This is a genomic window from Trueperella pyogenes, from assembly GCF_001070855.1.
GTDB lineage: Bacteria > Actinomycetota > Actinomycetes > Actinomycetales > Actinomycetaceae > Pauljensenia > Pauljensenia pyogenes_A.
The window spans coordinates 170,530-196,500 of the sequence record NZ_JVLH01000012.1 but is presented as its reverse complement, the minus strand read 5'-3'; the positions used below and the strand labels follow the sequence as shown (position 1 = coordinate 196,500).

Annotated in this window: 17 protein-coding genes and 1 other RNA gene; 7 read left to right on the top strand and 11 right to left on the bottom strand. The window is 54.4% G+C overall.

Annotated elements, in window-relative coordinates:
- Positions 1-261 (top strand): hypothetical protein (locus ADG72_RS08760; RefSeq protein ID WP_204372724.1); only part of this gene is annotated, 261 nt, incomplete at its 5' end.
- Between the two features lie 152 nt (positions 262-413).
- Here ADG72_RS08760 and ADG72_RS06200 read toward each other — a convergent pair.
- From ADG72_RS06200 to gatC, 4 genes are all read right to left on the bottom strand, one after another.
- Positions 414-1,841 carry an NAD(P)-dependent malic enzyme gene (locus ADG72_RS06200; RefSeq protein ID WP_048713438.1) on the bottom strand — a complete coding sequence of 476 codons (1,428 nt, stop codon included), beginning with the start codon at positions 1,839-1,841 and terminating at the stop codon, positions 414-416.
- 227 nt (positions 1,842-2,068) lie between these two features.
- The gene (gatB, locus tag ADG72_RS06195; protein WP_048713436.1) at positions 2,069-3,565 is read right to left on the bottom strand and encodes an Asp-tRNA(Asn)/Glu-tRNA(Gln) amidotransferase subunit GatB; all 1,497 of its coding nucleotides are present in this window, start codon (positions 3,563-3,565) and stop codon (positions 2,069-2,071) included.
- The gene (gatA, locus tag ADG72_RS06190) at positions 3,565-5,070 is read right to left on the bottom strand and encodes an Asp-tRNA(Asn)/Glu-tRNA(Gln) amidotransferase subunit GatA (protein ID WP_048713434.1); all 1,506 of its coding nucleotides are present in this window, start codon (positions 5,068-5,070) and stop codon (positions 3,565-3,567) included. Before gatA ends, gatB begins: the two co-directional genes overlap by 1 nt.
- Positions 5,070-5,366: an Asp-tRNA(Asn)/Glu-tRNA(Gln) amidotransferase subunit GatC gene (gene gatC / locus ADG72_RS06185; RefSeq protein WP_019127204.1), complete on the bottom strand. Its 297-nt coding sequence runs from the start codon at positions 5,364-5,366 to the stop codon at positions 5,070-5,072. The genes gatA and gatC overlap by 1 nt, the downstream gene beginning before the upstream one ends.
- Positions 5,367-5,442: 76 nt before the next feature.
- Here gatC and ADG72_RS06180 point away from each other — a divergent pair, with 76 nt between their 5' ends.
- Positions 5,443-6,705, top strand: a complete 1,263-nt coding sequence (locus ADG72_RS06180) for a phospholipase D-like domain-containing protein (protein ID WP_048713431.1) — start codon at positions 5,443-5,445, stop codon at positions 6,703-6,705.
- On the opposite strand, the gene ligA is transcribed toward ADG72_RS06180, so the two are convergent.
- Positions 6,702-9,029 carry an NAD-dependent DNA ligase LigA gene (gene ligA / locus ADG72_RS06175; protein ID WP_048713428.1) on the bottom strand — a complete coding sequence of 776 codons (2,328 nt, stop codon included), beginning with the start codon at positions 9,027-9,029 and terminating at the stop codon, positions 6,702-6,704. The two genes, ADG72_RS06180 and ligA, sit on opposite strands and share 4 nt — an antisense overlap.
- 180 nt (positions 9,030-9,209) lie before the next feature.
- Between ligA and ADG72_RS06170 the strand changes: the two genes are divergently transcribed.
- Positions 9,210-12,350 carry an FtsK/SpoIIIE domain-containing protein gene (locus ADG72_RS06170; protein ID WP_239667686.1) on the top strand — a complete coding sequence of 1,047 codons (3,141 nt, stop codon included), beginning with the start codon at positions 9,210-9,212 and terminating at the stop codon, positions 12,348-12,350.
- A gap of 145 nt (positions 12,351-12,495) precedes the next feature.
- A complete protein-coding gene (locus tag ADG72_RS06165; RefSeq protein WP_009408183.1) occupies positions 12,496-12,744 on the top strand; it encodes a WhiB family transcriptional regulator in 249 nt (82 codons plus the stop codon).
- Positions 12,745-12,868: 124 nt separating this feature from the next.
- Here the strand turns inward: ADG72_RS06165 and ADG72_RS06160 are convergent, their stop codons facing one another.
- From ADG72_RS06160 to ADG72_RS06150, 3 genes are all read right to left on the bottom strand, one after another.
- Positions 12,869-15,139: a VaFE repeat-containing surface-anchored protein gene (locus ADG72_RS06160; RefSeq protein ID WP_048713425.1), complete on the bottom strand. Its 2,271-nt coding sequence runs from the start codon at positions 15,137-15,139 to the stop codon at positions 12,869-12,871.
- Between the two features lie 263 nt (positions 15,140-15,402).
- Entirely contained in the window at positions 15,403-17,547 is a 2,145-nt protein-coding gene (locus ADG72_RS06155) for a pectate lyase (protein WP_048713423.1), read from the bottom strand.
- Between the two features lie 406 nt (positions 17,548-17,953).
- Complete coding sequence (locus tag ADG72_RS06150; RefSeq protein WP_048713416.1) at positions 17,954-20,092, bottom strand: glycosyl hydrolase family 28-related protein; 2,139 nt, start codon at positions 20,090-20,092, stop codon at positions 17,954-17,956.
- 891 nt (positions 20,093-20,983) lie between these two features.
- On the opposite strand from ADG72_RS06150, the gene ADG72_RS06145 reads away from it, so the two are divergent.
- The 3 genes from ADG72_RS06145 (at position 20,984) to ADG72_RS06130 (ending at position 22,851) form a co-directional block, all read left to right on the top strand.
- Entirely contained in the window at positions 20,984-21,457 is a 474-nt protein-coding gene (locus ADG72_RS06145) for a hypothetical protein (RefSeq protein WP_157857684.1), read from the top strand.
- 268 nt (positions 21,458-21,725) lie between these two features.
- A complete protein-coding gene (locus tag ADG72_RS08680; RefSeq protein ID WP_157857683.1) occupies positions 21,726-22,256 on the top strand; it encodes a hypothetical protein in 531 nt (176 codons plus the stop codon).
- 385 nt (positions 22,257-22,641) lie between these two features.
- Complete coding sequence (locus ADG72_RS06130) at positions 22,642-22,851, top strand: DNA-binding protein (protein WP_034501729.1); 210 nt, start codon at positions 22,642-22,644, stop codon at positions 22,849-22,851.
- A gap of 618 nt (positions 22,852-23,469) precedes the next feature.
- On the opposite strand, the gene ADG72_RS06125 is transcribed toward ADG72_RS06130, so the two are convergent.
- The 3 genes from ADG72_RS06125 to ssrA form a co-directional block, all read right to left on the bottom strand.
- Complete coding sequence (locus ADG72_RS06125) at positions 23,470-24,558, bottom strand: EcsC family protein (RefSeq protein ID WP_048713407.1); 1,089 nt, start codon at positions 24,556-24,558, stop codon at positions 23,470-23,472.
- 65 nt (positions 24,559-24,623) lie between these two features.
- A complete protein-coding gene (locus tag ADG72_RS06120; RefSeq protein ID WP_239667685.1) occupies positions 24,624-25,298 on the bottom strand; it encodes an EcsC family protein in 675 nt (224 codons plus the stop codon).
- 129 nt (positions 25,299-25,427) lie between these two features.
- Positions 25,428-25,802: a transfer-messenger RNA gene (ssrA, locus tag ADG72_RS08460) on the bottom strand.
- Between the last annotated feature and the right edge of the window lie 169 nt (positions 25,803-25,971).

The window sequence follows — 25,971 nt, the reverse complement described above, 5'->3', positions numbered from 1 at the left end:
GGCATAAAAACAAAAAACAAACACACTATCGAGTTCACAAACAACACCCCCACACTCCCCAACCAAACCCACCAAAAACCAGCAGGAAAAGCCAAGAAAGAAGGCCACCACCACAACCACAAGGCCGCGGCGACGAAAGAAAAATCTACACACCCAACCCCCACCACGTCAAACCAAAACCACGTGAACCAGCACACAAAAGGCAGCAATACCACCATTTCTGAATGGTTAACCAGAAAACATTCATTCAAAAACGGCTAAATTTCAATGCGATACACGCGTATATCAACAAAAGCAGGACCTGCCTCACAAAGAGGCAGGTCCTGCGTTTTTTGGTTTAAGCGAATGTTTCAAGAAAGGCAGTTACGCTACCAAAGCGCGCCCACTTCCTCGAAAACGCCACTCCCCCTTACTCAGCGAGCATCCATGTGCTCTTGAACGGGGATGTCAATGGTCGGAAGGTCGTGGACCGCCTGACGCACTGCCTTCGAGACTGCGCCGGGGACGGCCTCGTGGAAAACACCTGGGATGATGTAGTTCGGCGAAAGCTCGTCGGGGCTAATCACATCGGCAATTGCGTTTGCAGCGACGCGCAGAACCTCGGTCGTAATCTCCTTGACCTTTGCATCCAAGAGGCCACGGAACAGGCCAGGGAAGGCCAGAACATTGTTGATCTGGTTCGGGTAATCGCTACGACCGGTCGCAACGATTGACGCATATTGGGCAGCCGCAATCGGATCAACCTCGGGGGTCGGGTTTGCAAGAGCAAAAACGATCGCGCCCGGAGCCATCTTCGCGATATCCGAAGGCTCCAAGATGTTGCCGTGGGAGACACCAATGAAGACATCGGCATCAACAATGCCTTCCTTCAGGCTGCCATGCACCATGCGTGGGTTCGTATTCTGCGCCAACCATGCACGTGAGGGGTGCATGCCCTCAACATCATCACCTGCAAGCGCGCCAGTACGACCGTAGCCAACGATGTCGCGCGCACCTTGAGCCAGCAGGAGCTTGATGATTGCGGAACCTGCTGCACCAACGCCGGAGACGACGATACGCACGTCCTCGATCTTCTTGTTCACGAGCTTGAGCGCATTGATCAGTGCTGCCAGCACAACGATTGCCGTGCCGTGCTGATCATCGTGGAAAACCGGGATATCGAGCTCTGCGCGCAGACGCTCTTCGATTTCGAAGCAGCGGGGAGCAGAAATGTCCTCGAGGTTGATTCCGCCATATGCGGGAGCAATTGCCTTAACGATCGAGATGATTTCTTCAGTGTCCTTGGTGTCAAGGACAACCGGCCATGCATCGACATCACCGAACTGCTTGAACAGGACAGCCTTGCCTTCCATCACGGGAAGAGCGGCTTCAGGGCCGATATCGCCCAAACCAAGAACCGCGGTGCCATCCGAGACAACGGCGACAGAATTGGCCTTCATGGTCAACAGGTGGGCCTTAGAAGGCGTGTCATGAATCGCCGTGCAGACACGCGCAACACCGGGGGTGTATGCACGAGAAAGATCGTCACGGTTACGCAGAGGAACCTTGGGCTTAACCTCGATCTTGCCGCCGACGTGAGCCATGAAGGTCTGGTCCGCCACGGAAGAGGTGTGAACGCCGTCAAGGCCATCGAGAACATTTTCAACCTCGCGGCGGTGTTCGGAATCACGCATGTCGCAGGTGAGGTCAATAACGATGCGACCACGGTCAGAATCGGCAACATCAAGGCCTTTAATCTGAGCACCGGTAGCAGAAACGACATCCACGATCTGCGAAACCGAAAGGTTGGCTTCGTCGACTTCAAGACGGTAGGACGCGGTGTATGACGGAGAAGTACGCATTGGTCACCTTTGCATATCCGATTGTTTTGAGGAGAGCCGACAAGGGCTCCACCTCCATCGTAGCCGCGCCAGTGCACGGGTGCAGCGGTGTCCATTTTGAGCCCATTTTCCGAGGCCGTGGTATGTAGTCCTGTTTCCTCACCCCCGTGTTCCTCGGTCTTCGACAGGTATGGAAAGGGCCCGGTCTGCACAGCAGACCGGGCCAGGGGCATTTAATCAACGAAGGATCAAGCGCCAACCATTTCCATAATGAGTTCGCGAACGCGGGCAGCATCTGCCTGGCCACGGGTAGCCTTCATCACCGCACCGACAAGAGCGCCGGCGGCCTGAACCTTGCCGCCCTTGATCTTCTCGACGATATCGGGGTTTGCGTCCAGCGCTTCCTGAACGGCTGCAGTAAGTGCACCATCGTCAGAAACGACTTCAAGTCCGCGTGCAGCTACGACCTGCTCAGGATCGCCTTCACCCGCAAGAACACCTTCAAGGACTTGGCGAGCAAGTTTGTCGGTCAGACGACCGCTATCAACCAAGGACTGGAGCTGTGCGATTTGTGCGGGAGAAACTGGTAGGTCCTCAAGCGCAACCTGCTTGTCCTTCGAGTAACGAGCCAATTCACCCATCCACCACTTACGTGCAGCTGCGGGATCAGTTCCGGCTTCGACGGTTGCCTCGATGAGTTCAAGTGCGCCCGCGTTGATGACGTCGCGCATTTCCTTATCGGCAAAACCCCATTGCTCGCGCAGACGGCGCCTCTTGGCGACCGGAAGCTCAGGCAGGGACTGACGCAGGGATTCAACCCACTCCTCAGAGGGAACAACCGGGACAAGATCCGGTTCGGGGAAGTAGCGGTAATCTTCTGCATCGGACTTTTCACGACCAGACGAGGTCGTTCCGTCTTCCTCATGGAAGTGACGGGTTTCCTGAAGCACTGATCCACCGTCAGCCAAGATCTGCGCCTGTCGCTGAATCTCGAAACGAACGGCGTTCGCGATACCCCTGAAAGAATTCACGTTCTTGGTTTCGGTTCGAGTGCCCAAAGGAGAGCTCGGGGTCGGGCGCAGAGAAACGTTGATATCGGCACGGACATTTCCGCGCTCCATACGTGCCTCAGAGACGCCAAGAGTACGGAAGATATCACGCAGTGCCTGAACGTATGCAGCGGCAACCTCAGGTGCTCGCTCCCCTGCCCCTTCAATAGGACGGGTCACGATCTCAACCAAGGGGACACCCGCACGGTTGTAGTCAACCAGCGAGTGGTCCGCACCCTGAATACGACCATCCGCGCCACCGATGTGAGTGTTCTTTCCGGCATCTTCTTCCATGTGTGCACGCTCAATCTGAACGCGGAACATAGTGCCGTCCTCTAGCTCAACGTCCACATAGCCGTCATAAGCGATGGGCTCATCTGACTGCGAGGTCTGGAAGGCTTTCGTCAGGTCCGGGTAGAAGTAGTTCTTACGCGCGAAACGGCAGCTCTTGGCAATTGAACAATTCAATGCGAGGCCGATCTTGATCGCGTATTCGACTGCCTGGTGATTGACCACGGGGAGCGAGCCGGGAAGGCCAAGCGACACGGGGGTCACGTAGGTATTCGGGTCGCCACCGAAGGCATTGGGGGCCGCATCGAACATCTTGGTCGCGGTACCCAACTCGACGTGCACTTCAATTCCGAGAACCGGATCGAAGGAAGCGGTAGCCTCCTGGTAATCCATCAGCTCAGTCATCACTTTTCCTCCCACTGCGCTGCGGGGCAGTTACCCGCGATATCGCCACTGAGTTGCTCAACGAGGCTTGCGACTTCATACATCTTGAGGTCGTGGTGAGCCGGAGCAAGAATCTGGAATCCAACGGGAAGCCCCTCGGCACTGACGGCGTTTGGAACACTCATCGCAGGAATTCCGGCCAGGTTTGCAGGGATGGTCGCGATGTCATTGAGGTACATCGCCATGGGATCATCCATCTTCTCTCCGAAACGGAATGCCGTTGTCGGACAGGTCGGCGAAACCAGAACATCGACCTCTTCAAAGACACGCGCAAAGTCGCGCTGAATCAGGGTACGAACCTTCTGCGCACTTCCGTAGTAGGCATCGAAGAAGCCTGCGGACAGGACGTGAGTGCCCAAGATAATACGGCGCTTCACTTCATCGCCGAAACCGGCTTCACGAGTCGCTGCCATCACGCGCTCTGCGGTAACAGGGCCTTCGCTGGGCTCGACGCGAATGCCATAACGCATACCGTCAAAACGCGCCAGGTTCGAGGAAACCTCAGCCGGCATAATCAGGTAGTAGGCAGCAAGTGCGTAATCGAAGCTTGGGCAGGAAACCTCAACGATCTCAGCCCCGGCGGCACGCAACTTCTCAACGGTCGCGTTGAATGCCTCGAGAACATCATCTTGGTAGCCCTCGCCGGAAAGTTCGCGGACAACGCCAACGCGCAGCCCCTCAATCTTCCCGTCCTTGGCGACCTGAGCAACACTTTCAGAGAGCGCAGGAACCGGCTCATTCAGGGAGGTCGAATCGTGGGGATCGTAGCCACCAATCACCTCAGTAAGTGCAGCCGCGTCCTCAACCGTGCGGGTTACCGGGCCAATCTGGTCCAGCGACGAGGCCATAGCGATCAGTCCGTAACGCGAAACAGCACCGTATGTGGGCTTTGCGCCCACGGTTCCCGTCACAGCACCGGGCTGACGGATCGAACCACCGGTATCGGAGCCCAAAGCCAGAGGTGCCATGAAAGACGCAACAGCAGCAGCGGAGCCACCTCCGGAGCCGCCGGGGATACGATCAAGATCCCACGGGTTTCCGGTACGGCCATAAGCGGAGTGCTCGGTCGACGAACCCATAGCGAACTCGTCCATATTGGTCTTACCCAAGATCGGCATTCCAGCCTTATGCAGAAGCTCGACGACGGTTGCGTCGTAGGGAGGCAACCATCCCTCAAGAATCTTCGAAGCGCAGGTGGTGGGAACGCCTCGGGTCACCATATTGTCCTTGACTGCAATGGGCACGCCTGCCAAGCGAGGCAGTTCTTCCCCAGCGGCACGACGCGCATCCACGTCGGCAGCAGTTGCAAGAGCACCTTCACGATCGACATACAGGAAGGCGTGGACCTTGGGGTCAATCGCATCGATGCGATCCAAGCACGCCTGAGTGAGCTCAACAGAAGTGATTTCACCGCTACGCAGCAGGTCAGCAAGCTCGCAGGCGGACTTCTTCAACAACGGATTCATCAGTCCTCCTCCAAAATCTGCGGAACCAAGAACATTCCGTCTTCTTGTGCGGGGGCCTGCGCCAAAACCTCGTCACGGTCAAGCGTTGGGCCAACGACGTCTTCACGCCACACATTCGACAGTGGAATGGGGTGCGAGGTCGCGGGCACATCCGGGGTTGCAACCTCGGAGACTTTTGCAACGGCCTCGGTAATAACGTCTAGCTCACCAGCAATTCTGGTGATTTCTTCCGGTGTAAGTGCAATTCGAGCCAATCCCGCCACACGGGTGACCTCATCAGTACTGATCCTTGCCATAACAAGGATGATACCCGCCCGGGGCGTACCTCTCATACCATGCCCATCGTTGGCAACTTTTGAGTAGGCTTAAAACATGTCTCATCTTCGACCGTCACTCTCTTCACGCACCCTCAAGGCACTGAAAATTACCGGCGCAGCGCTTGTGGGTGCCCAAGCTGCGGCACTGATCGGCGTCCATGTCGTTGATAAGCTCCGTAAAGACCGCGTTCCGCAGGTCACAGGCGGTTTCCCAACTTTTCCTCCCCTAGATACCGAAGTCGATGGGACGGATGTTCGCACCTACACCGAGGGCACTTCTCTTTACGAGGACATGCTTGAAGCGATCACCTCGGCAAAGGACTACATTTTCTTAGAATCGTATATTTGGCGCTCAGACACATGGGGTAAACGTTTCAAATCGGCACTTCTTGCCGCAGCACAGCGCGGGGTCGACGTCCATATCGTCTACGACGGCTTTGCTGTCATGAACCAAGACCCGTTCTTTTACGTCTTCCCCAAGACTCCCCACCTCTACATCCGTCGTTTCCCCGAAATCCGTTCGGGAATGTTCACCTTTAATCTGCGCAAAACCGGTCGCGATCACCGCAAGATCATGGTCGTCGACGACCATGTAGCCTTCGTCGGCGGCTACAACATCGGCGATCCTTTCGCCCTTGAATGGCGCGATACCCACGTGCGCGTCACGGGGGAAGCAGTTGCAGAGTTAAAGTACGGCTTCATTGACTTCTGGAATCACTTCAAACGCCGTGGACAGCCTAAACTTCCGCGCACTCGTGCGCCCAAATGGGACAGCGATGTATCACTGGCCTTCAATCAGCCTTCACGCTTGCTCTACCCCGTTCGAGGCCTCTACATCGACGCAATCGATCGGGCGCAGCACTCAATTCGTATCACCAGTGCGTATTTCATCCCTGACCGCGAGATTTTCGAATCCCTGGTACACGCAGCACGCCGAGGCGTCCGGGTACAGATTCTGATCCCGGAGTATTCCAACCATATCCTTGCCGACTGGGTTGCACGCCCCTATCACGGGCCGCTGTTGAAGGAAGGGGTGGAAATCTGGTTGTACCAGGATGCAATGATCCACTCCAAGACCATGACGATTGACGGAGTCTGGTCAACTGTCGGCACCGCAAATATCGACAGGCTTTCCCTGCAGGGCAACTACGAAGTCAACGTCCAGTTCCGTTCGCAAGCCTTCGCGGCAACGATGGATCGGATCTTTGAGCTAGACCTGACCAATGCGCGCAAGCTTAGCTTCGCGGAATGGGAAAAACGCTCGCTACTCACCCGAATTTCCGAGCGCCTTCTGCACCCCCTCGAATTTATCGTTTAGTCATCGAGAGCGGCGAGCCCCTGCTTAAGCACCCGCTCAAAATACTTTTCATCAACGACGGGCACGCCCAAGGCCTCGGCCTTTGCGGCTTTCGATCCCGCGCCGGGCCCTGCGATGACCAGCGATGTCTTCTTTGATACCGATCCCGAGGCTTTTCCTCCTCGGGCGATGATCGCTTCCTTCGCGCCCTCTCGCGTGTAGCCGGGCATTGCTCCTGAAACGACAACGGTCAGTCCTTCGAGGGTCTGTTCGATATCTTCGCGAACTTCATCTTCCATACGGACTCCCGCAGCTTGCCACGCACGAACAATTTCCACATGCCAATCTACGTCGAACCATTCCCGCAAAGATTGAGCAATTACCTGACCGACACCATCGACTTGCGCCAGTTGCTCGACGGAAGCCTCCATTAAGAGATCCATCGAGGGGAAGGTCATAGCCAGAGCCGAGGCAGCGGTCGGCCCAACATGGCGAATTGAGAGGGCAACCAAAATGCGTGCAAGCGGACGCTCTTTTGCAGCCTCGATCTGCTCAAGCATCATCTTCGTGTTCTTCGAAGGAGTGCTCTCAAGCGGGATATAGACTCCGCTATTTCCCTTCTGTTTCCAGGCCTTAGTCCAAAAATATCGAACCTGCATCCAGTCGCCGGTTTCTTGGCCATCCTTGGTCACGGGCTTCCAGACCATGACATCGCGTAAGCGTTCAGCTTCGAGGCTGAAAACATCACTTTCTGAGGACAACACAGGCTTTTGGACAGAAGGAAGAAGAGCCTCGGCATCACCGATCAGTTCGCCATGCGTTAATTCAGCAGTCTTTTCCATGCGAAGTGTGGTCCCGTTTTCAAGGAAAACAGTCCGTCCTGCCGCGAGCGCGGCGGCTACCTCATCGCGATTGGCCTCGGGCTGGGTAAGGGCAAGCGCAGCCTCGTCCCCAAGTCCCTCGATATCCAGGGCGGAGCGGGCACCCAAATGGGCAATCCGCTCGGTAATTTGTGCAGGGCACCCCGCTTGGTTTGGACAACGAAGATCCACATCCCCTTCCTTCTGGGGAGCCAGCTTCGTCCCGCACGAAGGACAGTTTTGCGGCATGACGAAGGGGTACTCACTGCCATCGCGGGCAGCGACTACGGGGGCGACAATCTCGGGAATAACATCCCCGGCTTTCCGCAAAACAACTAGGTCGCCAATCAGAACGCCTTTTCGGGCAACTTCACTTGCGTTGTGCAAAGTTGCACGTGAGACGTGGGAACCGGCAACGAGGATACGCTCCATCACGCCATAAGGTGTCACGCGCCCGGTACGCCCCACTTGGACTCGGATATCAAGAAGGCGGGTATTAACTTCTTCCGGCGGAAATTTATAGGCAGCGGCCCAACGCGGAGCACGCGAGGTTGTTCCCAGGCTTGCCTGAATCGCACGATCATTAATCTTGACGACAACCCCGTCGATTTCATGTTCTAAAGAGTGTCGTTGAGCGCCCAGTTCACCGATACGCTTCTCAATCGCCTCGCGACCACGCAGGAGCTTAGTGTGAGGAGAGACCGGCATTCCCCAATTTTTGAGGCACTCAAACCAGGCAGACAAGGTATCGGGCTCAGTGAAGCCACTATCTCCGGCTTCGACAAAACCAATGCCGTGCGCCAACATTGCAAGAGGCCGTTCAGCGGTCTTCTTCGAATCTTTTTGACGCAAAGAACCCGCAGCCGCATTTCGAGCGTTCACAAAGGGCGCCTCACCTGTGCGGACGCGCTCAGCATTTAGAGATTCGAAATCCTTCGTTGGAAAGTAGACCTCACCGCGGATTTCAACGCGAGCGGGAACCAAGCCTTTCAAACGATGAGGAATACACGAAATTGTCCGGACATTGGCGGTGACATCTTCACCAACCCATCCATCGCCTCGCGTCGCTGCGCGAGAGAGTACTCCATTTTCATAGAGCAAATTAACCGCAAGACCGTCAATCTTGACCTCGGTGAGCATGTCCAGATCGCTACGGCCCGTATCGTTAGCCATTCGGGTTTCCCAGCCTGCGAGCTCTTCCAAAGAAAAAACATCGTCCAAGCTGGTCATCTGCTGGAGATGTTCGACAGGAGCAAAGGCTTCCGAAGCTGCACCTCCTACCTGAGTGGTAGGAGAATCTGCACTGCAATACTGCGGGTATTGTGCCTCAAAGTCTTCGAGTTCGCGGTAGAGCTTGTCGTACTCTGCATCCGACAAAACAGGAGCATCACGGTTGTAGTACGCCGCTCGGGCATCATCAACTTCCTGGATGAGTTGATGGTAGCGGTCAACTAGCTGGCGTTCCTCTTCACTCATGCTTGTCATTGTGTCATCTCCATTCAGGGTGTGCTTGTTCCCCACACGCAGATCTTCTTGTTGTTCATCAACAGGTAGGACAGGCCACCGGCGTTTTCCACAGCTTTGCCTTTTCACGGGCGCGACTACGGAGCCTGCTCAAGGCTGAAGGTTGAAGAGAAACCGGCCTCACGCAACTACACAGTTCACGTGCCTACGCAGGGATGTTTTTGGGAGGTGATCACGCTGGTGGGAGATTTCCCCTTGGCGCCAACGCTTCTTCAAGCTGCCCTTCGCTCCTCGTGGCATTTTGCCTGCGTGAGTGGGCCAAACATTGGACTGGTTGTTTCTCCTCTGGGACGCCCTCAAGAATTTCCAGCACAGATACAGATCTTCACCGATAACCGAGGCCGCGAGCACATGAGTTTCCTTCTCGACAGCGAGGATGCACAGATATGGATTCGCCCGGCGGCTTTCATCCCATGGCGACGACTTCGTCCAAAGCGTGTATATACCCCCGCGAAAGGTATGCAACTTAAAGTGAGTGGCAGCTCTGCTAGCGACTATTACCAGTTGCGCCAACGGCCGCGTGATCTTTCTTTTCCTTCTGCCTCCCGCACTTCAAGGCACCTACCTACGATGCCCTTCATTGGCATTGTTCCGCTTCTACTTTTCATGGTGCTTCGCATGCTGGTCATGGGCTCCTACGGCGGCATGTCGCTTCTTCTATTTGTCGTTCCCCTCATCAGCATGTCAATCCTCGGGATAGTAGTCATGAAACGAGGAAAACCCAGGCATCGCATTGATGCGGCGTGGCTTGCACTTCTTCTTGAAACTGCAGTTCCTTCTATCTCAGAGTCTTCGTCCCTCCTGGTCTATCCCAACCACATTGGGCGCGGGAAAGCTCTCACGGTTTCTGGCACCGACGGGGAAACATATCTTGGTTTTGTTGGCCCCGAGGCCAAGTTAAGTGCTTTGTGGTGCGCGGCTCAGCTCGCGGCACAGTTGGGAGGAGCACGGGTAGCCGAAGGCACTGATGAGCTTATCGATATCGGAAGGCAAAAATCTCTTGGCCCGGGTGCCGCTAATTCCAGGTCATGTCGCGCAAGCATCAGACTTCACGCTCCAGGTGAGGACGAGAACGGGGATGAAAATATTCACCTTGCCTGGGCACATCATTTCAATGAACTACCAACGTGGTGTCACACAGTGATACCCGCTTCCCGAGCACCTGTGTCTTTGGCGTGGTGGAAGATGCTGGGCAGAGACACACTATTCGGTTCTATTCCCGAATGCGTCGATTTCGACGAACTTCCATTTGAAGTAATCGATAGCGATGAGGGGTTACGGACACCGATTGGGAAAGACAACTCAGGAGTTGTTCACATTGACCTCGTGAAGCACGGGCCTCATGCCCTTATTGCCGGCACGACAGGTAGCGGAAAGTCAGAAGCGCTTCGAACGTGGCTTCTTGGATTATGCGAAAGCTACTCCCCTTCACGCCTCCGCTTGGTTTTGGTGGATTACAAAGGAGGATCTGCCCTCACTCCCCTCACCGCACTCCCCCACACTGAAACCGTTTTAACAGACCTCAACCTTGCTCATTCCTCGCGCGCTCTTAGAGGTCTTGCGTCGTGCATTGCGACGCGAGAAGCACAATTTGCACAATACGCAGTCAAGGACCTCTCACAGTGGCATGAACGTTTTCTTCAAGAGTGCGCTCCTCCCCCGCCTCCACGGATCCTCATCGTCATTGATGAATTCCAAGTTCTTGCTGATCTGCATCCGGAAACCCTCGAGACTTTCTCAAGGCTTGCGGCTCAGGGACGTTCTCTTGGTTTGCATTTGATCTATGCGACACAGCATCCCGGCGCCTCAATTAGCGCTCACATGCGTGCCAACACAGAACTACGGATTGCACTGCGTAGCATTTCTGATTCTGATTCACACAGCGTCATCGGCAGCGCAGAGGCCGCGCACCTTCCCCGTATTCCTGGCAGAGCATTGCTCGGTTCCGGAAAGCCTGTCCAATTTGCGTATTGCAGGAATATCGAGCAGAGCATTGCTTCGATTTCGAAGAAGCAGTCAGATTCCATTGGCGCGCCTTTGTGGTGCCCTTCTTTACCCTCTCAGCTCACACGCGGTGACCTCGATCAGCTGCACTCTTCAGAACGGGGCATACCCATTGGACTCATCGACGGGATCGAAAATGGTACACACCGATGTCTTACATGGCAGCACGGAAATATCATGATGAGCGGTTCTGGGAGCTCGACAAACAAGCTCGCCTTACTTGTCCGTTCGTGCGCCACGACTTTGAGCGATTCGTTGGGCTTCCCTCTTTGCGGAGTCTCGATTGATTCGGGCATCCCGAATTCGATCGCAAGTTCACCCGACTACGTGATACGTGACATCGTGGATTTTGGGGTCCTTTGCGAAGATCTTTGTCATCGCACTCCTTGCGTTGTCTGGCTCGAGGATATCGAAGGGACTTTGCATATGTTGGAAGAGCGCTTGGGAGTTCTTCGTGCTCATGATCTGTGGGGCCAGTTCGCTCGCTCATGCGATGGCGTCAATAGTGTTCTCATTGCCAGTGAGGTATCAGGCCGATTCACCTCACGCACGCTTTTTGGTTCCTATGAGCACATTTGGTACGAGATTCCCAATCCGCAAATTGCGGAAAGCTGCCCAACAATCCGGGGAGCCGAGTGTACAGATTCGCCCGCTCAACTTTGGAGCAGTGCTCACAAGTCTTTAATCTGCTTATGCACCGACTCAGTGAAGCCCTCTTTACCGCTGAGCATTCCATCGTGGAATCAGATACTTCACGACTGTCAGGGGCAATTGGGCAATGCAGCGTCCCGGCAGATGAACTCATGCTCTTCTCTTCCTTTGGACGCACTCAATGCATCTGCTCTAGTCCAACAAAGACCTCACTTCCCGATCACCCCAGCAATGCTCCAATCTAGAGTTGCTTCACTTACTAAAACCAACCCTGACATGCGAATTCACTCGTATATCATTCGTTACGGCGCGCAATTAAAACGGTTCTTATTTTCTGAAAAGAATTGCACTTTTATCGGAGAAGATAATTCGGTATTAATTGACGCTCTTAGAGCAATAAATGCAGGTTGCATCATTCACCATTTCGAACACTCGCAGTGGATGAGAGCACTCGAAACCCGCACCGAACTGCTACTTTTCACGAACCCTCCCAAAGAGGCGCTTCGATTCATCGCCCAGAATTGCCAGAGTTTTCCCAGTTCTTTATATGCGCTTTCTTGGAATTCTTATTCCGGGGTAATTGTTCATCGTGGCACTGCTGGGCGTTTCGTCCTGACTTTTAAATAACGTGACGTCTTACACATCACTTTATGTTTTTTATGGCCTCTTGACTCTTGATATACACTCGCTAATCCCCGAAACTAAGGACTGTTGTTTTTGTTCGGTACGGGCATACCTTGCCTGCACTTATGCTCTTGAAGGAGTACCCATAATGGATTGGCGGAGTAAAGCCGCATGTCTCAGCGTCGACCCAGAACTCTTTTTCCCGATCGGGAATACGGGTCCGGCCATCGCACAGGCGGCTGAAGCCAAGGCAGTTTGTCGCGAATGCGCAGTTCAAGCAATCTGCCTGCAGTGGGCACTCGACAACAATCAGGACTCTGGTGTTTGGGGAGGGATGAGCGAAGAGGAACGTCGCTCCCTCAAGCGCCGCGCAGCGCGCGCCCGGCGTATGTCCTGAGAATTGCCTGCACACATGAGTGGTGGTGGGGACGGAGTCGTTCCCACCACCACTCATTTTTAGGTCTGCTTATCTAAGGCTCATATCCTCCAATCTGGTAAGTCACCTCAGATATCAACGTGCTCTACAAGCATCCTTTCCTTCCCCGACGATAGAGCACTCCACCAGCAAGGGCTCCGGCTCCCGCGAGCGAGACGATTAGAACACCCGAAGTACCAGTACGAGCAACCTTCGGACGCTTGGGTTGTTCTACGTTGAGGGTTTGCTGAGCGGCATTAATATCTCGATGAAATGCGATTCGCTGATCACCATGAAATAGATCTTCAAAGATGACAACGCTCTTTGCTTTGAGCTCTTCTCCCTGAACGTTAATCATCACCTCCGCACAGCCAGATGCTGTCTCAGCAGTGAAATCAGCTGTTCCTTCTACCAGTCGACCAGCTGCGCTCAATGGCTCACCGCTTTCTCGGTCAACCACATTTGCTTTCAGGGAGTAGCGTTCCCCTGCCTGGAGACCTTCATAGCACACCTGGTCAACGATCTTGGATGGCCCCAGGTGCCCAATGATCTGATCGCCATCACCTCCATCGCGAGCACGCGTTGCCAGGCGAATGATCGAGGGCGTTTGTCGCGTGTACTGTTCATGCGGATCCTCAACACTGGAACGGAAGGCTTCAACGCGACCGTCACCGTCAAACTCTGTTGTAAACACGTAGGTTCCGATGCGCTGCGGGTCCACTGCGAATCGAAGATCGCCAAGCGATGGATAGTACCCATTCTTTGCAGGGACCTCGACAGCTCCGATTTCTTCTGCTTTCTCCCGGTTTTCTTCAACAACCTCAAGGCCTTGGGGGAAGAAAAGAAGACGATGACGCATATGCGATGTGTCGGCAGCGATTCTCTCAGAACCACTCCAATAAGTGTGTCCTTCCGGAAAGCCGCTCACCCAGAGATCATCGATTAAGAAGTCTCCCCCATTGGTCTCTTTGAGCTGTGCGGCAGAGTGAATCTGGATTTTCCACGGAATCACTTGCGTTTCATTAGTGAGTCCCAGCTGGTCGGCCCAATCGGCATGGACAAGAGGAGCATATTGTCCCTGTGCTTCTTTACGTACCCTCCATACCCAAGAGACGAATCCTGGTTTTGCCTGTCCTTCAGGAAGAGGAATACTGACCTGGCGCTCCCCTTCTCCGCGAAAAACAACCGTTGTGCTTCCAAGAACTCGCATATCCTTCGAGATGAAACGCGTATCCAAAGGTTCCTTTGGAGGTTCAGTCCCCAGATCGTAGGCAGTCCCTTCGAAGGTTACCGGTATTGGTCCGTGTTCATCATTGATCCACTTTCCGTCACCGTAATTGGGGTCTGCAAAGGCCGTGACAGTATCGCTCAGGGTATTGTCCTTCGCACTGGTTTGGACAACTTGTGATCGCCCCATTGGCTGAAAATCCATGAGCACCTTCCAGGTTCCTCCCTTGAGGCGCTTTTCTTCCTTATCGCCGCCCGGCCTGTTTCCGTACGAGGCCGTGTCCTGAGTTGTGGGATTAACTCCGTATCTCGTGAGTGTAGAGCGCACAGGATTTTCGTAGTTTCCTACCCATTTCACGCTTCCATTACCGGTCGCTTCCCACTCAAGACTCAGGGCATTCCCCTGAGTTTCTCCATCCCATTGGCTAGTACCCGTGGAAGTGAAACGTGCAGGACCAATAAGCATGAGGTGGAGTTTCAGTTTGGGAATCCACTCCCCTTTTTCATTCTTCACGCCAAGGTCTTTAAGTACACCACTGCGAGGAGTCTGGGTTTCTACGCTTCCATTTTCGTAGGTCGTGACAGCAGATTCCTTTGCTTGGCGCACGTAATCTTTTGCCCTGTCGAAAACTTGCGGCAGTTGATGTCGTACGCCGTCAACCAAACTATTGACAGAATCTTGAGTGTTCTTCCCTGACTGATCTCCTTCAAAATTCGCGTGAATCAAGAATGAGAGCGCTGCACGGTTTTCTTGGTGTCGGTCATCCTGATAACGATCAAGAAGCCATGCCATTTGCGCGGTCGATAGATCAAGCTCATCTGGTCCCCAGCGCTTGGACTCTCCCAAATCCGTAATCGATGCGGTGTCCTGCGGCTTAGGGTTTGCTCGCCACATGTGGGTGCACCACACAGGGTAACGCGTCTCAACGTTGTGCGGTGGGGTGTAGGCGCCCAACCAAAATCCTCCAACAGATTGCGCTCCAACGCCTTTCACGTACATGCCGTTTCCTTCAAAGAGCGCGTGCGCCGGCTGTGGATTCAACGCCAGTGCGCTGAGAGTTCCGATTGCCGTTGCAAAGACAAGTGCAACAGTTCCTTTTCTTGCACGATGCGCCCAAGGTTTTTGAATATTCGGATGCCTCCCGATCATGGATCATTCCTTTCGCAATCACTGGAGGTCGCTCCTCCATGATGCGAGGGTATGAGGACGCCTCATCGCTTCGGGACGAGGATGCAAAATCTGTGGATAACTTGTTTCTGGGCTTGATCTGTGGACAAAGTTGCTGCCCAATCAACGCGAAATCTTATGCAGTGATCAGCCCCTGATCGAACAGTGTTACGGATAAAGTACTGCCCGCGCTGCTGAGCAGCGCGGGCAGTAGAGCTAAGGATTGACGACGCTCGTCGCGTACCTCACTTATGCGACCAGAAACGAACCACCGTCTGTGGCTGGTTAGGATCTTGGAACGATCGACCCATCTCACCCTGATAGCTGTAGTCATCAGAGAAGCGAGTGGAGGATGTCGGAAGGTACTGCGGGTCATCGCCAAGGACAAAGTTGTAGACCTTCTTGTTACCTTCCCACGAGAACTCCATACCATCATTGATCTGAACACCATCAGCCTTAGGAGTCCAGTAACGATGGGTCTTGCCATCAACCGGGTTCACCCGATCTCCGTCCCACCAGTAGAGGGCATAATTCGCATCTTCAGGGATACCGCGATCAACCTTGCCATTGACGCGAGCGTAGTTCACCACTAGGTGCTGAGGCTCGTATCCATCCCCGTCTCTGCGCGGATTATTACCGATGCTCATACCGCGAAGTTTCATCTCTTCGGCGTTGAATGCGAAGTCTGAGCGAACATCCTCTGCAAAAGGACGCACGATGATGTTGTCATTCAGATCAACGCCGGCAATACGACCGTTAACCTGAACTTCTTGGAAGTCGATCGCGCCGCGAGACTTACCGTAGTAGTCATCTTTCGTTCCACTGCGAACAATCTTGTTGCGCTGAATGCTGGCCCTCTTGTTCAAGGTCAAGTTCCAGTCGAAATTGTGACCGCCGAAGACGGTGTTCAGTCGAATACCCGCGCCTTCAAAATTCCCCGTGATGAGGTTGTTCTCTGCTTTTTGCCCGGATCCACCAAAGAAACCGATTCCGCCTGCGCGCCATCCGAGCTCAATCGTATTGTGCGTGAACTCGATATTGTCGGTGTGACGAGCATTCGATACATACTGGACAGGCTCACCGGGCAGAGACTGTGCATGACTCGACCACGAGGCAAGGCCATCATCACCATTTCCACGAATATTCGAATTACGCACGCCCGAATCCCGGCTTCCCTGCGAATAGTTCAGACCATCGGCGAAATTGTTGCGAATACGGGAGTGATTGACCAGCATATTTTCGGTGTACTGCATGTCTTTCTCGTTGACATAGTCACCCATCCAGAAACCACACTCGAAATGTTCGATCCAGAGGTTTTCGAACTGTGAATTCTTGGTAACGCCCTGGAATCCCTTGTAGTTCGCCCCTTCGTTATAACGGGATTTGAGATTAGACGACATGTAGAAGTCTCGGAACTGCAGGTCATGGCTGGTATGTTCAAGAACAATTCCACCGCTGGCCCTATTCGGGTTACGGAAGAAGATATTCGTGTACCAGATACCCGCACCTTGAATCGCCAGTTTGTGGTTGTCATTCGGAGAATGATGGATCGCAAGTTGACGATCGAACTCAAAGGTTCCGCGTGGAATATACAGAGTCTTGTTCTCATCCGATGCACGCCTTAGAGCTGCCAAGAACGCATCAGAATCATCTTTTCCATCATTGGGGCGCGCATAAACCTTACGAGTTTCCCAAACACCCGGTTCTTTTTCTACGGTGATCGTCAAGTCATCATCAGTGATGCTCACAGAATTATCAGGACGTTGAATTTCCGGGAGTGCCTGCTCAAGCTCAACAAAGTCAATGCCATAGACATGGCCTTCACTCCCCGTACGAACAACGCTGATCCTGTCCCCCGGGTTCACCTGACGGTTAAGAAGACCGTGAACCTCATCAAAGAGGAATCGCGCGTGCGCCGGACCATTACGGGGATCTTTCAGCCATTCCTCGTCATAAACCTTGCTCTCTTGAACGTACTGATACGCACTTTCTGACGAGAGATTAAAAGTGGCAGCCGTTTCTCCATTGATACGAATATCAACACTTCCCGCCGTGTGATCAGGAAGAGTGAATCGAAGATCGATTGCATTCCCAGGAACTTCGGCAGTGAAGCTCACTGAAGAGTCCTTGCCTTCGAGCTCGACGTAGGACTGCTCTCCGGCCTCAATCGCTGTCGAGTCAAGCATTGTGTTGACAGGCTGACTCTCGTCAAGCGAGACAACGTGTGCACGGTCAAGCTGGCCACGCTCGGCCTCGTAACGGGTATAGGGGAAGGAAGCCCCGTAGGTCGTGTCGTCACCGGCAGCAACGGCACTGTTACCGCCCAGTGAAGGAACCATTGCAATGAAGGCAGCCGCGCCAACTGCTCCCACAATCTTTCGGTGTTTCATGAAGAAGTTCTTCCTTTGTATCGGCAGCGACACGACTTCCGCATATGAGATTGCGAAATCTAGTCGCCTCTAGGTGTCGAGATAGGCAGCCCGACCGCTTTTACGGTTATGAGAAGGCCTATGCGTTTTTAACCTTAAGGAAGCTTCGTGGGAGCATTTGTAAAAGATTCTTGATTCGGACTCATCATCTGCTACAAGATTTCTGCACGAATTCTTATGAATTACTTATACATTTCGATGCGCATCACTCACGTATTAATTGCGCATCATGATGCGCAATCTTGGCCATAAAAGATGAGAAAAATACGAATTAATCACTGATTCATTGAGTATAGATATAGGTGTGCCCGCACTGCGGGGCAGCGCGGGCACGGAGAGTGAATAATTGCGGCGGATGCCGCCACACTCACTTATGTGACCAGAAACGGATCACCGTTTGAGGCTGGTTCGGATCCTGGAAAGACTGAGCCATCTCCCCCTGGTAGGTGTAGTCATCCAAGAAACGAGTCGAGGAAATTGGCAAATACTCCGGCTTGTCACTGGGAGTGAAGTTGTAGACCTTCTTGTTGCCTTCCCACGAGAACTCCATACCATCATTGATCTGAACACCATCAGCCTTAGGAATCCAATAACGATGGGTCTTGCCATCAACCGGATTCACCCGATCGCCGTCCCACCAGAAAAGGCCATAATTCGCATCTTCAGGGATACCCCGGTCAACCTTGCCATTGACGCGAGCGTAATTCACAACCAGATGCTGAGGCTCATAACCATCCCAGTCACGACGCGGGTTGTCGCCGACGCTCATGCCCCGCGAGTTAAGTTGCTCATCATTGAAGGCGAAGTCCGAACGAATATCTTCTGCAAAAGGACGAACGATAATGTTGTCCTTCACATCGACATTGAAAATTGTTCCCCACATCTCTTGGAAGTCGATCGCACCGCGGTGCCCGCCATAGTAGTCGTCCTGTGTACCGCTGCGCACAATCTTGTTGCGCTGAATGCTGATGCGCCTCTTCCGTTCCTTATTGAAGTTAAAGTTATGGCCGGGGAAAACAGTATTCAGGCGAATACCTGCCCCCTCGAAATTACCAGTAATCAGGTTGTTTTCTGCCTTGTGGCCAACACCGCCAAAGAAACCGATACCACCGGCACGCCACCCGAGCTCAATAGTGTTGTGAGTGAACTCGTTGTTTTGAGTGACCCTGGACTTGGATTCGTACTGTTCCGGATCCCCGGGCTGTGACTTCGTCTGGCTTGCCCATGAAGCGAGGCCGTCATCACCATTTCCACGAATATTCGAATTACGAACTGCAGAATCACGGGTTCCCTGAGAGTAGTTCAAGCCATCAGCAAAATTGTTGCGAATACGGGAATGGTCCACCAGCATCCGCTCGGTGTACTTGAGCTTGTCATAGTTAACGTCTTCACCAATCCAGAAGCCGCACTCAAAGTGCTCAATCCACAGGTTTATAAACTGTGAATCCTTCGTAACACCCTGGAAACCCTTGTACTTAGCCTTTTCATCATGACGAGAGACAAGATTGGAATCCTCATAGAAGTCGCGGAAAGTCAGGTGGTGAGACGTATGTTCTAAGTCAAAACCGCCTTCTTTTTTACCCGACTTCGTAAAGTGAATATTCGTGTACCAGATACCCGCGCCCTGGATTACTAGTTGGTGGTTATCCTTCGGAGAATGCCGGATCACAAGCTGTCGATCAAACTCAAAGGTTCCACGCGGAATGTACAGAGTCTTGTTTTCCTCCGAGGCGCGCTTAAGGGCTGCCAGGAAAGCTTCGGAGTCGTCCCGGCCATCGTTAGCCCATGCATGAACCGAACGAGTCTGGAATTCCCCCGGTTTCACTTCTTCAGTAACCGTCAAGTCATCATCGGTAACACTCACCGAATTACCGGGACGTTGAATTTCTGGAAGAGCCTGCTCAAGCTCAACGAAATCAATCCCCATGGATTGTGTCTTACCATCCGTACGGACGACACTGATCGTGTCTCCCGGATTTACCTGCCGATTAAGCAGACCATGAACCTCATCGAAAAGGAAGCGAGCATGTGCCGGGCCATTACGGGGATCTTTCAGCCATTCCTCGTCATAAACCTTGCTGCCCTGTACGTACTGGTATGCACTCTCAGACGAAAGGTTGAAGCTGGCGGCAGTTTGACCATTGACCCGAATATCAACGCTTCCGCTCTCATGATCGGGAAGGCTAAAACGCAGATCGATCGCGTTTGCGGGAACTTCAGCAGTGAAGTTTACGGACGAGTCCCGCCCCCACAGCTCAACGTAGGACTGCTCCCCTGCCTCGATTGCCTTCGAATCAAGCATGTCGTTGACAGACTGACTCTCATCAAGCGAAACGACATGGGCACGATCAAGCCAGCCACGCTCGGCCTCGTAACGGGTATACGGGAAGGAAGCGCCATAGGTCCAGTCCCCATCGTCTGCCACGGCGCCGGTTGCACTCAAGGTGGGAACCATGGCGATAGCGGCAGCGGCGCCAACTGCTCCCACAATCTTTCGGTGTTTCATGAAGAAGTTCTTCCTTTGCATCGGTCAACGACGTTGATGACTTGAAGGCGAACGCGCCTAGCCACTCCCGTCGATCCTGAATATTCGATAGACCGCTTCCATGTTGTCTTCACTGATCATTAAGGAATGGTCTATTGGGCTTTAAGATTAGGGGCGCTTTGTGAGAACGGGTATAAAGGAATCTTGAGTCAACCTTGTCATCTACTCCACGAACTCTGCGCAAATTCTTATGACTCACTTAGAGATTCTGATGCGCATAATTTAGCGGATTTGCGCGCAAATTGATGCGCATCGATGCGTATCAAATCTTTGCTTCAGGTTGCTCAGAAAGCAGGCTTATTAAAGCCCTGGAAGCGAATATTCACAACCTTATTTTGCTGGATGTATTGCTTTCAAACATGTTGCCGCAAGGTATACGCGTTAGTCAGCACGATCATGGCACTCCACTCGCCTACCAAACTCGCATCCACACCGGTTTTCACCAATGGATTCTCGTGAAGAGATCAATAACGTCCACGGCGAATACACATCAGAGAAGGAGAAATAACCTCTGTAGGCGCACTCTCACTTAATGTTCCCTACGCAGCTCTTATTTCGCTAAGCTAAACAACAGCATAAAATCGGCGATGCCACTTTTTCACTGAACTCCAACGAAGGAGACTTGAAGTGTACCGAAACCCAGCGCGTCAGCTACACAACGCTCTCGAGACGATGATTTCCACAGGTGGATCCTTCAGAAGCCAACTTGAAGCAGTCAAGCTTGACGACGAAGATTTGAGAACCACCCACACTCGCCTCCTAGGAATGTTAGCTAGTTGCGAAAACATCGCTCGCGCTACAAATAAGTGGGAGCGAAACTCAACGCTCTTCAGTCTAGTCTGGGAACAACTCATGCTCGTCAACTCAGATTGGGGGACGTACGGAACTACCCTCAACGAAGGATGGATGTCTTCTCTCTGGAACCTCGCTGATAGCTTCGATAGCCTTTCTCTTCTTCCTATTTCCCTAGAGCCCGAGCAGATCGACGGCATTCGCATTGCCCTCGAGAAGATGCAAGATATTCTCAACGCTAATAGTCAAATCCCTGAGCAGATCCGTGGGCATTTACTTTACCTGATACACCGCGCACTGGATATCCTCGCAGGTGAAGACGTTGACCTTATTGCTCTACGTAGCATTAGCCTCGAGATCCTAAGCACTACCATCGGAGCGTATGACTACGTTGATAATCAGCGCGACGCCTTCACTGAGTGCGCAAAGACTTTTTTCAATACTTGGCTCGTCCCCATCATGATCGGCACTGTTTCCAATCTCTTAAGCAACGGCGTATCTGATGTATTCCTCCGGTTAATGCCCGCAAATTAATAGAGTATTCACAAACTAGCTGCCGTTCACTGCCGCAACTTGCTCGACCATTTGCGCACCCAATCGTTGTTTTACAGGGCGATCCGACTGCATAAGGTATCGTTCGTTCGCGCTTTTGCTACGTCTTTTTTTCCACGAAAGAGCAAGAGGAAAAGACCGCGGTCACACACACAAACGCTACCCGTTTTTGCTACCCCTATTCCTGAAAGTTTCCGACATAGACGCCGAAAACTTCCTTATCTTCCCTTTCTGAGAGAGTAGCCCCGCCATGGCACGAATAAAGCAAATCATCATCTGGATCATTGGAATCGCTTTGGTTTTAGGCGTTCTGAAAGCCTGCACAGACGGCATATCTGGCAAGACGAAATCTAGCCCCACCACAACTTCAACTCTCGCTTCGACCAGCCCAACAACACCGACATTCTCTACTCCAAGTACCGAAGGAACGCTTCCTACATCAGCAGAAACTCCGAAATCGGAGAAAACAAGAGACGCCACAAGCCCGACACCTGCTCCAACCGAAGGAATCGACGCTCAAACGAGTGAAGGAATTGGCTTCTCCGATGCCGCACCCGCTTGTGATCGCGCAGCTCAACGGGAGCTATGGCCCGGACGCAAGTTCAAATCTCACACCATCGCTGGTGTACAGAAAGTGCAACGCGGTCTAGAAGAAAACCAGCTGCTTGTCGTCTACAACGTCACGCTCGACAAAAACTACAAGGTAGGACTCAGATGCCTCGTCGATGGAACAAAAGGTAACGTCAACGTAATCACTGTCAGCGAAGACATCTGGAATTAACAACATCAGGACAGAAAAATGCTGGACTCTCCGCGGAGAGTCCAGCACCCTGAAAGTGGAGCTCAGGGGGCACATGTCGAACTCGTCCAGACTCGCGATCACCTTTTGTTGGTGGCCATGGCAGCGTGAGGAGCGCTCATTTCCGCTCATACACGAGCAGAACCAGAAAGCCCCGTGTAAATGTGGTTAAATCACTGGATTCGCGATCAAATAAAAGTGCCCCGCATGGAGCCCACGCGGGGAGGCGCAGCCTCCGATCTCGCCTGAGCGAGATGAGGACCGGACGTGAGGGACCTTATCGGGGAGATGTACCCCGGAGACATCAGGACGGGTCTCACCTGATGCAAGTGGTGGGCAACGATGCCACCACTCTGTGAGGTTCAAAATGGCTGCGATTGCCAAAACTGCCCTACCTCAGCTGTATTCGCTGAGAACACTGTCTGAAGCCGGATACGGCTCAATTGCTACGCTCCGCCGCGCTATTCGCGAGGGACGTCTAGATGCCGTCCGCGTCGGAGGCCGTCTGAAAGTCACTGCCGAGGCTCTTGCCCGATACATCGGCGAGCCCATCTCCACCGGAGGTGAGGCACGATGAGCACTCAAAGAAATCGCCCCGGCACCGCCGAGGGCACCGAGGCAACTGTTGTTCGTGAAAGTCAGTCTACTGCAAACTCTCCCGTGAGGCACTACCCGAACGTTCCGCCGATCAACCAGCTCATCTCCGACGAGGTGGAGCTCTTCTTCAGGGCCGATCAGACGAGGTACACGCCCGAGCAGGTGGAGTCGAAGCTGCTTCACGCCATCAACACGCGGATCCTCACCGAGAACGCCCAGGGCGGCCTCAAGGGGGCGCTGGCCTATCGCTCGCTCAAGGTCCTCCCACCGTTCGTCATCGCCGCGTGCGTCCTGGAGCGGGACCACTCTCATCTGGGTCTGATCGGTGAATCGCGCGAAACGGCGAGGCTCTATACGTACAGCGAGCAAGGCCCGGACGAGGGGTTGTACGTCCCCGCCGAGTTCCTCATTCGACAGGCGGCAGTCGCGTACAACGTCAGCGCGACTAGCCGTGATCTCGACGAGGTGCTGCGTCGTCTGGAGGACTCGGTGCCGATGCTGGAGCCCTCGGAGGACGGTGATGCCGTGGCTCTGGCAAACGGGATCTTTGATCTGCGGACGAAGGAACTCGCGCAGCTAAGCGAGCGCCGGGGTGCGCCTACAGGCGACTCTCGGCCTCAGCAAGCTCGACGTAGCGCGCGAGCTCCTCGTCCAGATCGTCCACATCATCCGTCCCGTCGGACGGAGCCTCAGCCTCTGCGTCTGATTCCTCCTGCCCGTAGCGTTCCAACAGGAGGCGCTCTCGGTAGAGGTTGTCCGCTGTCACCCCGATGGTACGGATGAGGGACACGTTGAGGGCCATGCCGACGATGATGCCGATAATCGGCAGGATCTGCGCCATCTTCATGCCGACGAGACGCGTTCCCAGGGCCGCGAACAAGGAGTTCACGGATGCGGTCAGCGCGTTGTTCCCGACGCTCTCCATCGATCCGCGTTTGGTGAGCTTGCGCACCACCTTGTTAAACACACGCATCGAGGTCGCCTTCTCGACGGCATGGTCATCAGCCTTGCTTCGCGGGGCGATCGCCTGGGATAAAACCATCGTGGAGAACAGCTTTTCCGCTGGATCCTTCGTGTCATACCCGTAGTACGCAGCCGTGTGCGACACGAGGCGCGCAGAGGAGGCCAAGAACGTCGCGATATCGAGGCCGATTGCCCCCATGATCACGCCGATACCGGGTGCCGAAGCGATGCCCAGGCCAAGGAGAGCCGCAACCGCCCCTCCCGTCGCGAATATGCTGCTCAACGCTCCTTCCGTCGCGGTAACGACGGCATATCCCACCTTCAGGTGGGGCCTGACCAATTGGATCTCTGCCAGGTTCAGGTTTCGGATGTCTTCGAGACACTCCACGTCGTTGCCTGCCCTGCGATACGCCTTCACGATTCGTTCGCGTCGAACCGATGATTCGGCGGCTGATGTCGCCTTCTCGACGAGCCCCAGGACAGCCGATGAGATCCAGCCGGCAACCGCAGCGACGCCGGGCATCTTGCCCGCGAGGCCAACCACTTTTTTCAAAGGGGTGAGCACGTACGAACGGATGCGCTGAGTGATGACGCGAGGACTGCGAGGGTTGACCTGAGCGGCCTTCCATTCCTGGATCGCATCCCACTGCGCACGATCGTCGTCGGTCATGCGCTGCCGAATATCGTCGCGTGCGCTGTTCTCTTCCTCCGGCTGATCCGTCATACCCCAAGCCTACCCGACCAAGATAAAGCGGCCCACACCACAGAGCGAGCGGGATTGCCGCTCTCCTACGGGCGACTCTCGGCCTCCGCGATCTCCACGTAGCGCGCGATGTCTGCGCTCAGCTCCTGGCTGCCGGCAGACCTCGCCAGGTCCGTCGAGGCGCCATCGGAGGTCTCCACGCGACCGTAGTGTTCGGCGAGGAAGCGCTCGCGGTACAGGTGATCGGCGGTCTCGCCGATGGTGCGCATGAGGGCGGCATTGAGCCCGGCGCTCACGACGACTCCCGCGACAGGGACGATCTGCGCGAGCTTGCGAGACGCCAGACGCACGCCCATTGCGCTGAAGAGGGAGTTCATCGCGCTCACGACCACGTTGCCGCCGAGGCCGTCGAGCGAACCGCGCCGGGCAAGGTCACGCATCACCTTGTTGAAGGCCAGCATCGTCGTCTGCTTTTCGACGACGAAATCGTGGCCGCTGCCCGTCGGGTCGATCGCCTGCGAGAGCACCATCGTGGAGAAGAGTCGCTCCGTGGGGTCCTCCGAGTCGTAGCCGTAGTAAGCGGCCGTGTGTGCAACGAGGCGCGTCGCAGCGGCCAGGAAGGTCGTGATATCGACGGCGATAGCCGAGGCCGTGACCCCCACTCCCGGGGCAGAGGCCACCATTGACACACCCGAGACCCGCGACCAGCTCTTCGAGTACTTCGTGGATAAGGTATTCATCGGGCGCGAGCAGATCATCATCGCGTCCTATTTCCATGACAGCGCAGCGCCCATCGAGTTCGAGGAGCTAGAAGAAGCGCTCACCAGCGGACACAGGGCGGGGGAAGTGCGAACCTACGCTCGAAAGCGAGAGTTCGACACTTCCCCCTCAGGTGGAGATGGGGGGAATCGAACCCCCGTCCAACAGCCGACCCCGAGGTCTTCTCCGAGCGCAGTCTGCGAGTTATTTCTCAGCCCCTGGCATCATGCAGACCTGCTACCAGATAGGCTCAGTTGATGAAGTGTCGGAGCCGTCCTACCAACACGAACGGCACCCAGTGGCTTCCTAGACGACGCCAGACACCGGACCGGAAGCACCTTCCGGGCTGACGGACTAAAGGTTCACGCGGCAATCAGGCGGCGAGAACGTAGTCGGTGCGATTCTGTTCGGCACCTATTTGTTTGCACACATCGTTAACGAGTAGAGCATGCCTCCTCGGCTCGCTTCCCCTCGATCGACGACCGCTGTCGAAACCGATCATCCCCTATTGAGTTCTTCACTCACCAGCGCCCAGCCACCACAGCGGCACAGACACCGGACTTGAAATCATACGTCCCCGCAGCAGAGCTGGCAAGAGATCTCCGAGGCCACGCCCCCACTCCCCCGCACGCAGGCAGTCAGCGCCCCCTGGCCTCGGCGAAGAAAACCGAAGAA

Excerpts from the sequence above, each read along its gene's own strand:
- ADG72_RS06200 (WP_048713438.1), bottom strand. The coding sequence starts at position 1,841 with ATGCGTACTTCTCCGTCATACACCGCGTCCTACCGTCTTGAAGTCGAC.
- gatB (WP_048713436.1), bottom strand. The coding sequence starts at position 3,565 with ATGACTGAGCTGATGGATTACCAGGAGGCTACCGCTTCCTTCGATCCG.
- gatA (WP_048713434.1), bottom strand. The coding sequence starts at position 5,070 with ATGAATCCGTTGTTGAAGAAGTCCGCCTGCGAGCTTGCTGACCTGCTG.
- gatC (WP_019127204.1), bottom strand. The coding sequence starts at position 5,366 with ATGGCAAGGATCAGTACTGATGAGGTCACCCGTGTGGCGGGATTGGCT.
- ADG72_RS06180 (WP_048713431.1), top strand. The coding sequence starts at position 5,443 with ATGTCTCATCTTCGACCGTCACTCTCTTCACGCACCCTCAAGGCACTG.
- ligA (WP_048713428.1), bottom strand. The coding sequence starts at position 9,029 with ATGACAAGCATGAGTGAAGAGGAACGCCAGCTAGTTGACCGCTACCAT.
- ADG72_RS06165 (WP_009408183.1), top strand. The coding sequence starts at position 12,496 with ATGGATTGGCGGAGTAAAGCCGCATGTCTCAGCGTCGACCCAGAACTC.
- ADG72_RS06160 (WP_048713425.1), bottom strand. The coding sequence starts at position 15,139 with ATGATCGGGAGGCATCCGAATATTCAAAAACCTTGGGCGCATCGTGCA.
- ADG72_RS06155 (WP_048713423.1), bottom strand. The coding sequence starts at position 17,547 with ATGAAACACCGAAAGATTGTGGGAGCAGTTGGCGCGGCTGCCTTCATT.
- ADG72_RS06150 (WP_048713416.1), bottom strand. The coding sequence starts at position 20,092 with ATGAAACACCGAAAGATTGTGGGAGCAGTTGGCGCCGCTGCCGCTATC.
- ADG72_RS06145 (WP_157857684.1), top strand. The coding sequence starts at position 20,984 with ATGCTCGTCAACTCAGATTGGGGGACGTACGGAACTACCCTCAACGAA.
- ADG72_RS08680 (WP_157857683.1), top strand. The coding sequence starts at position 21,726 with ATGGCACGAATAAAGCAAATCATCATCTGGATCATTGGAATCGCTTTG.
- ADG72_RS06130 (WP_034501729.1), top strand. The coding sequence starts at position 22,642 with ATGGCTGCGATTGCCAAAACTGCCCTACCTCAGCTGTATTCGCTGAGA.
- ADG72_RS06125 (WP_048713407.1), bottom strand. The coding sequence starts at position 24,558 with ATGACGGATCAGCCGGAGGAAGAGAACAGCGCACGCGACGATATTCGG.
- ADG72_RS06120 (WP_239667685.1), bottom strand. The coding sequence starts at position 25,298 with ATGATGATCTGCTCGCGCCCGATGAATACCTTATCCACGAAGTACTCG.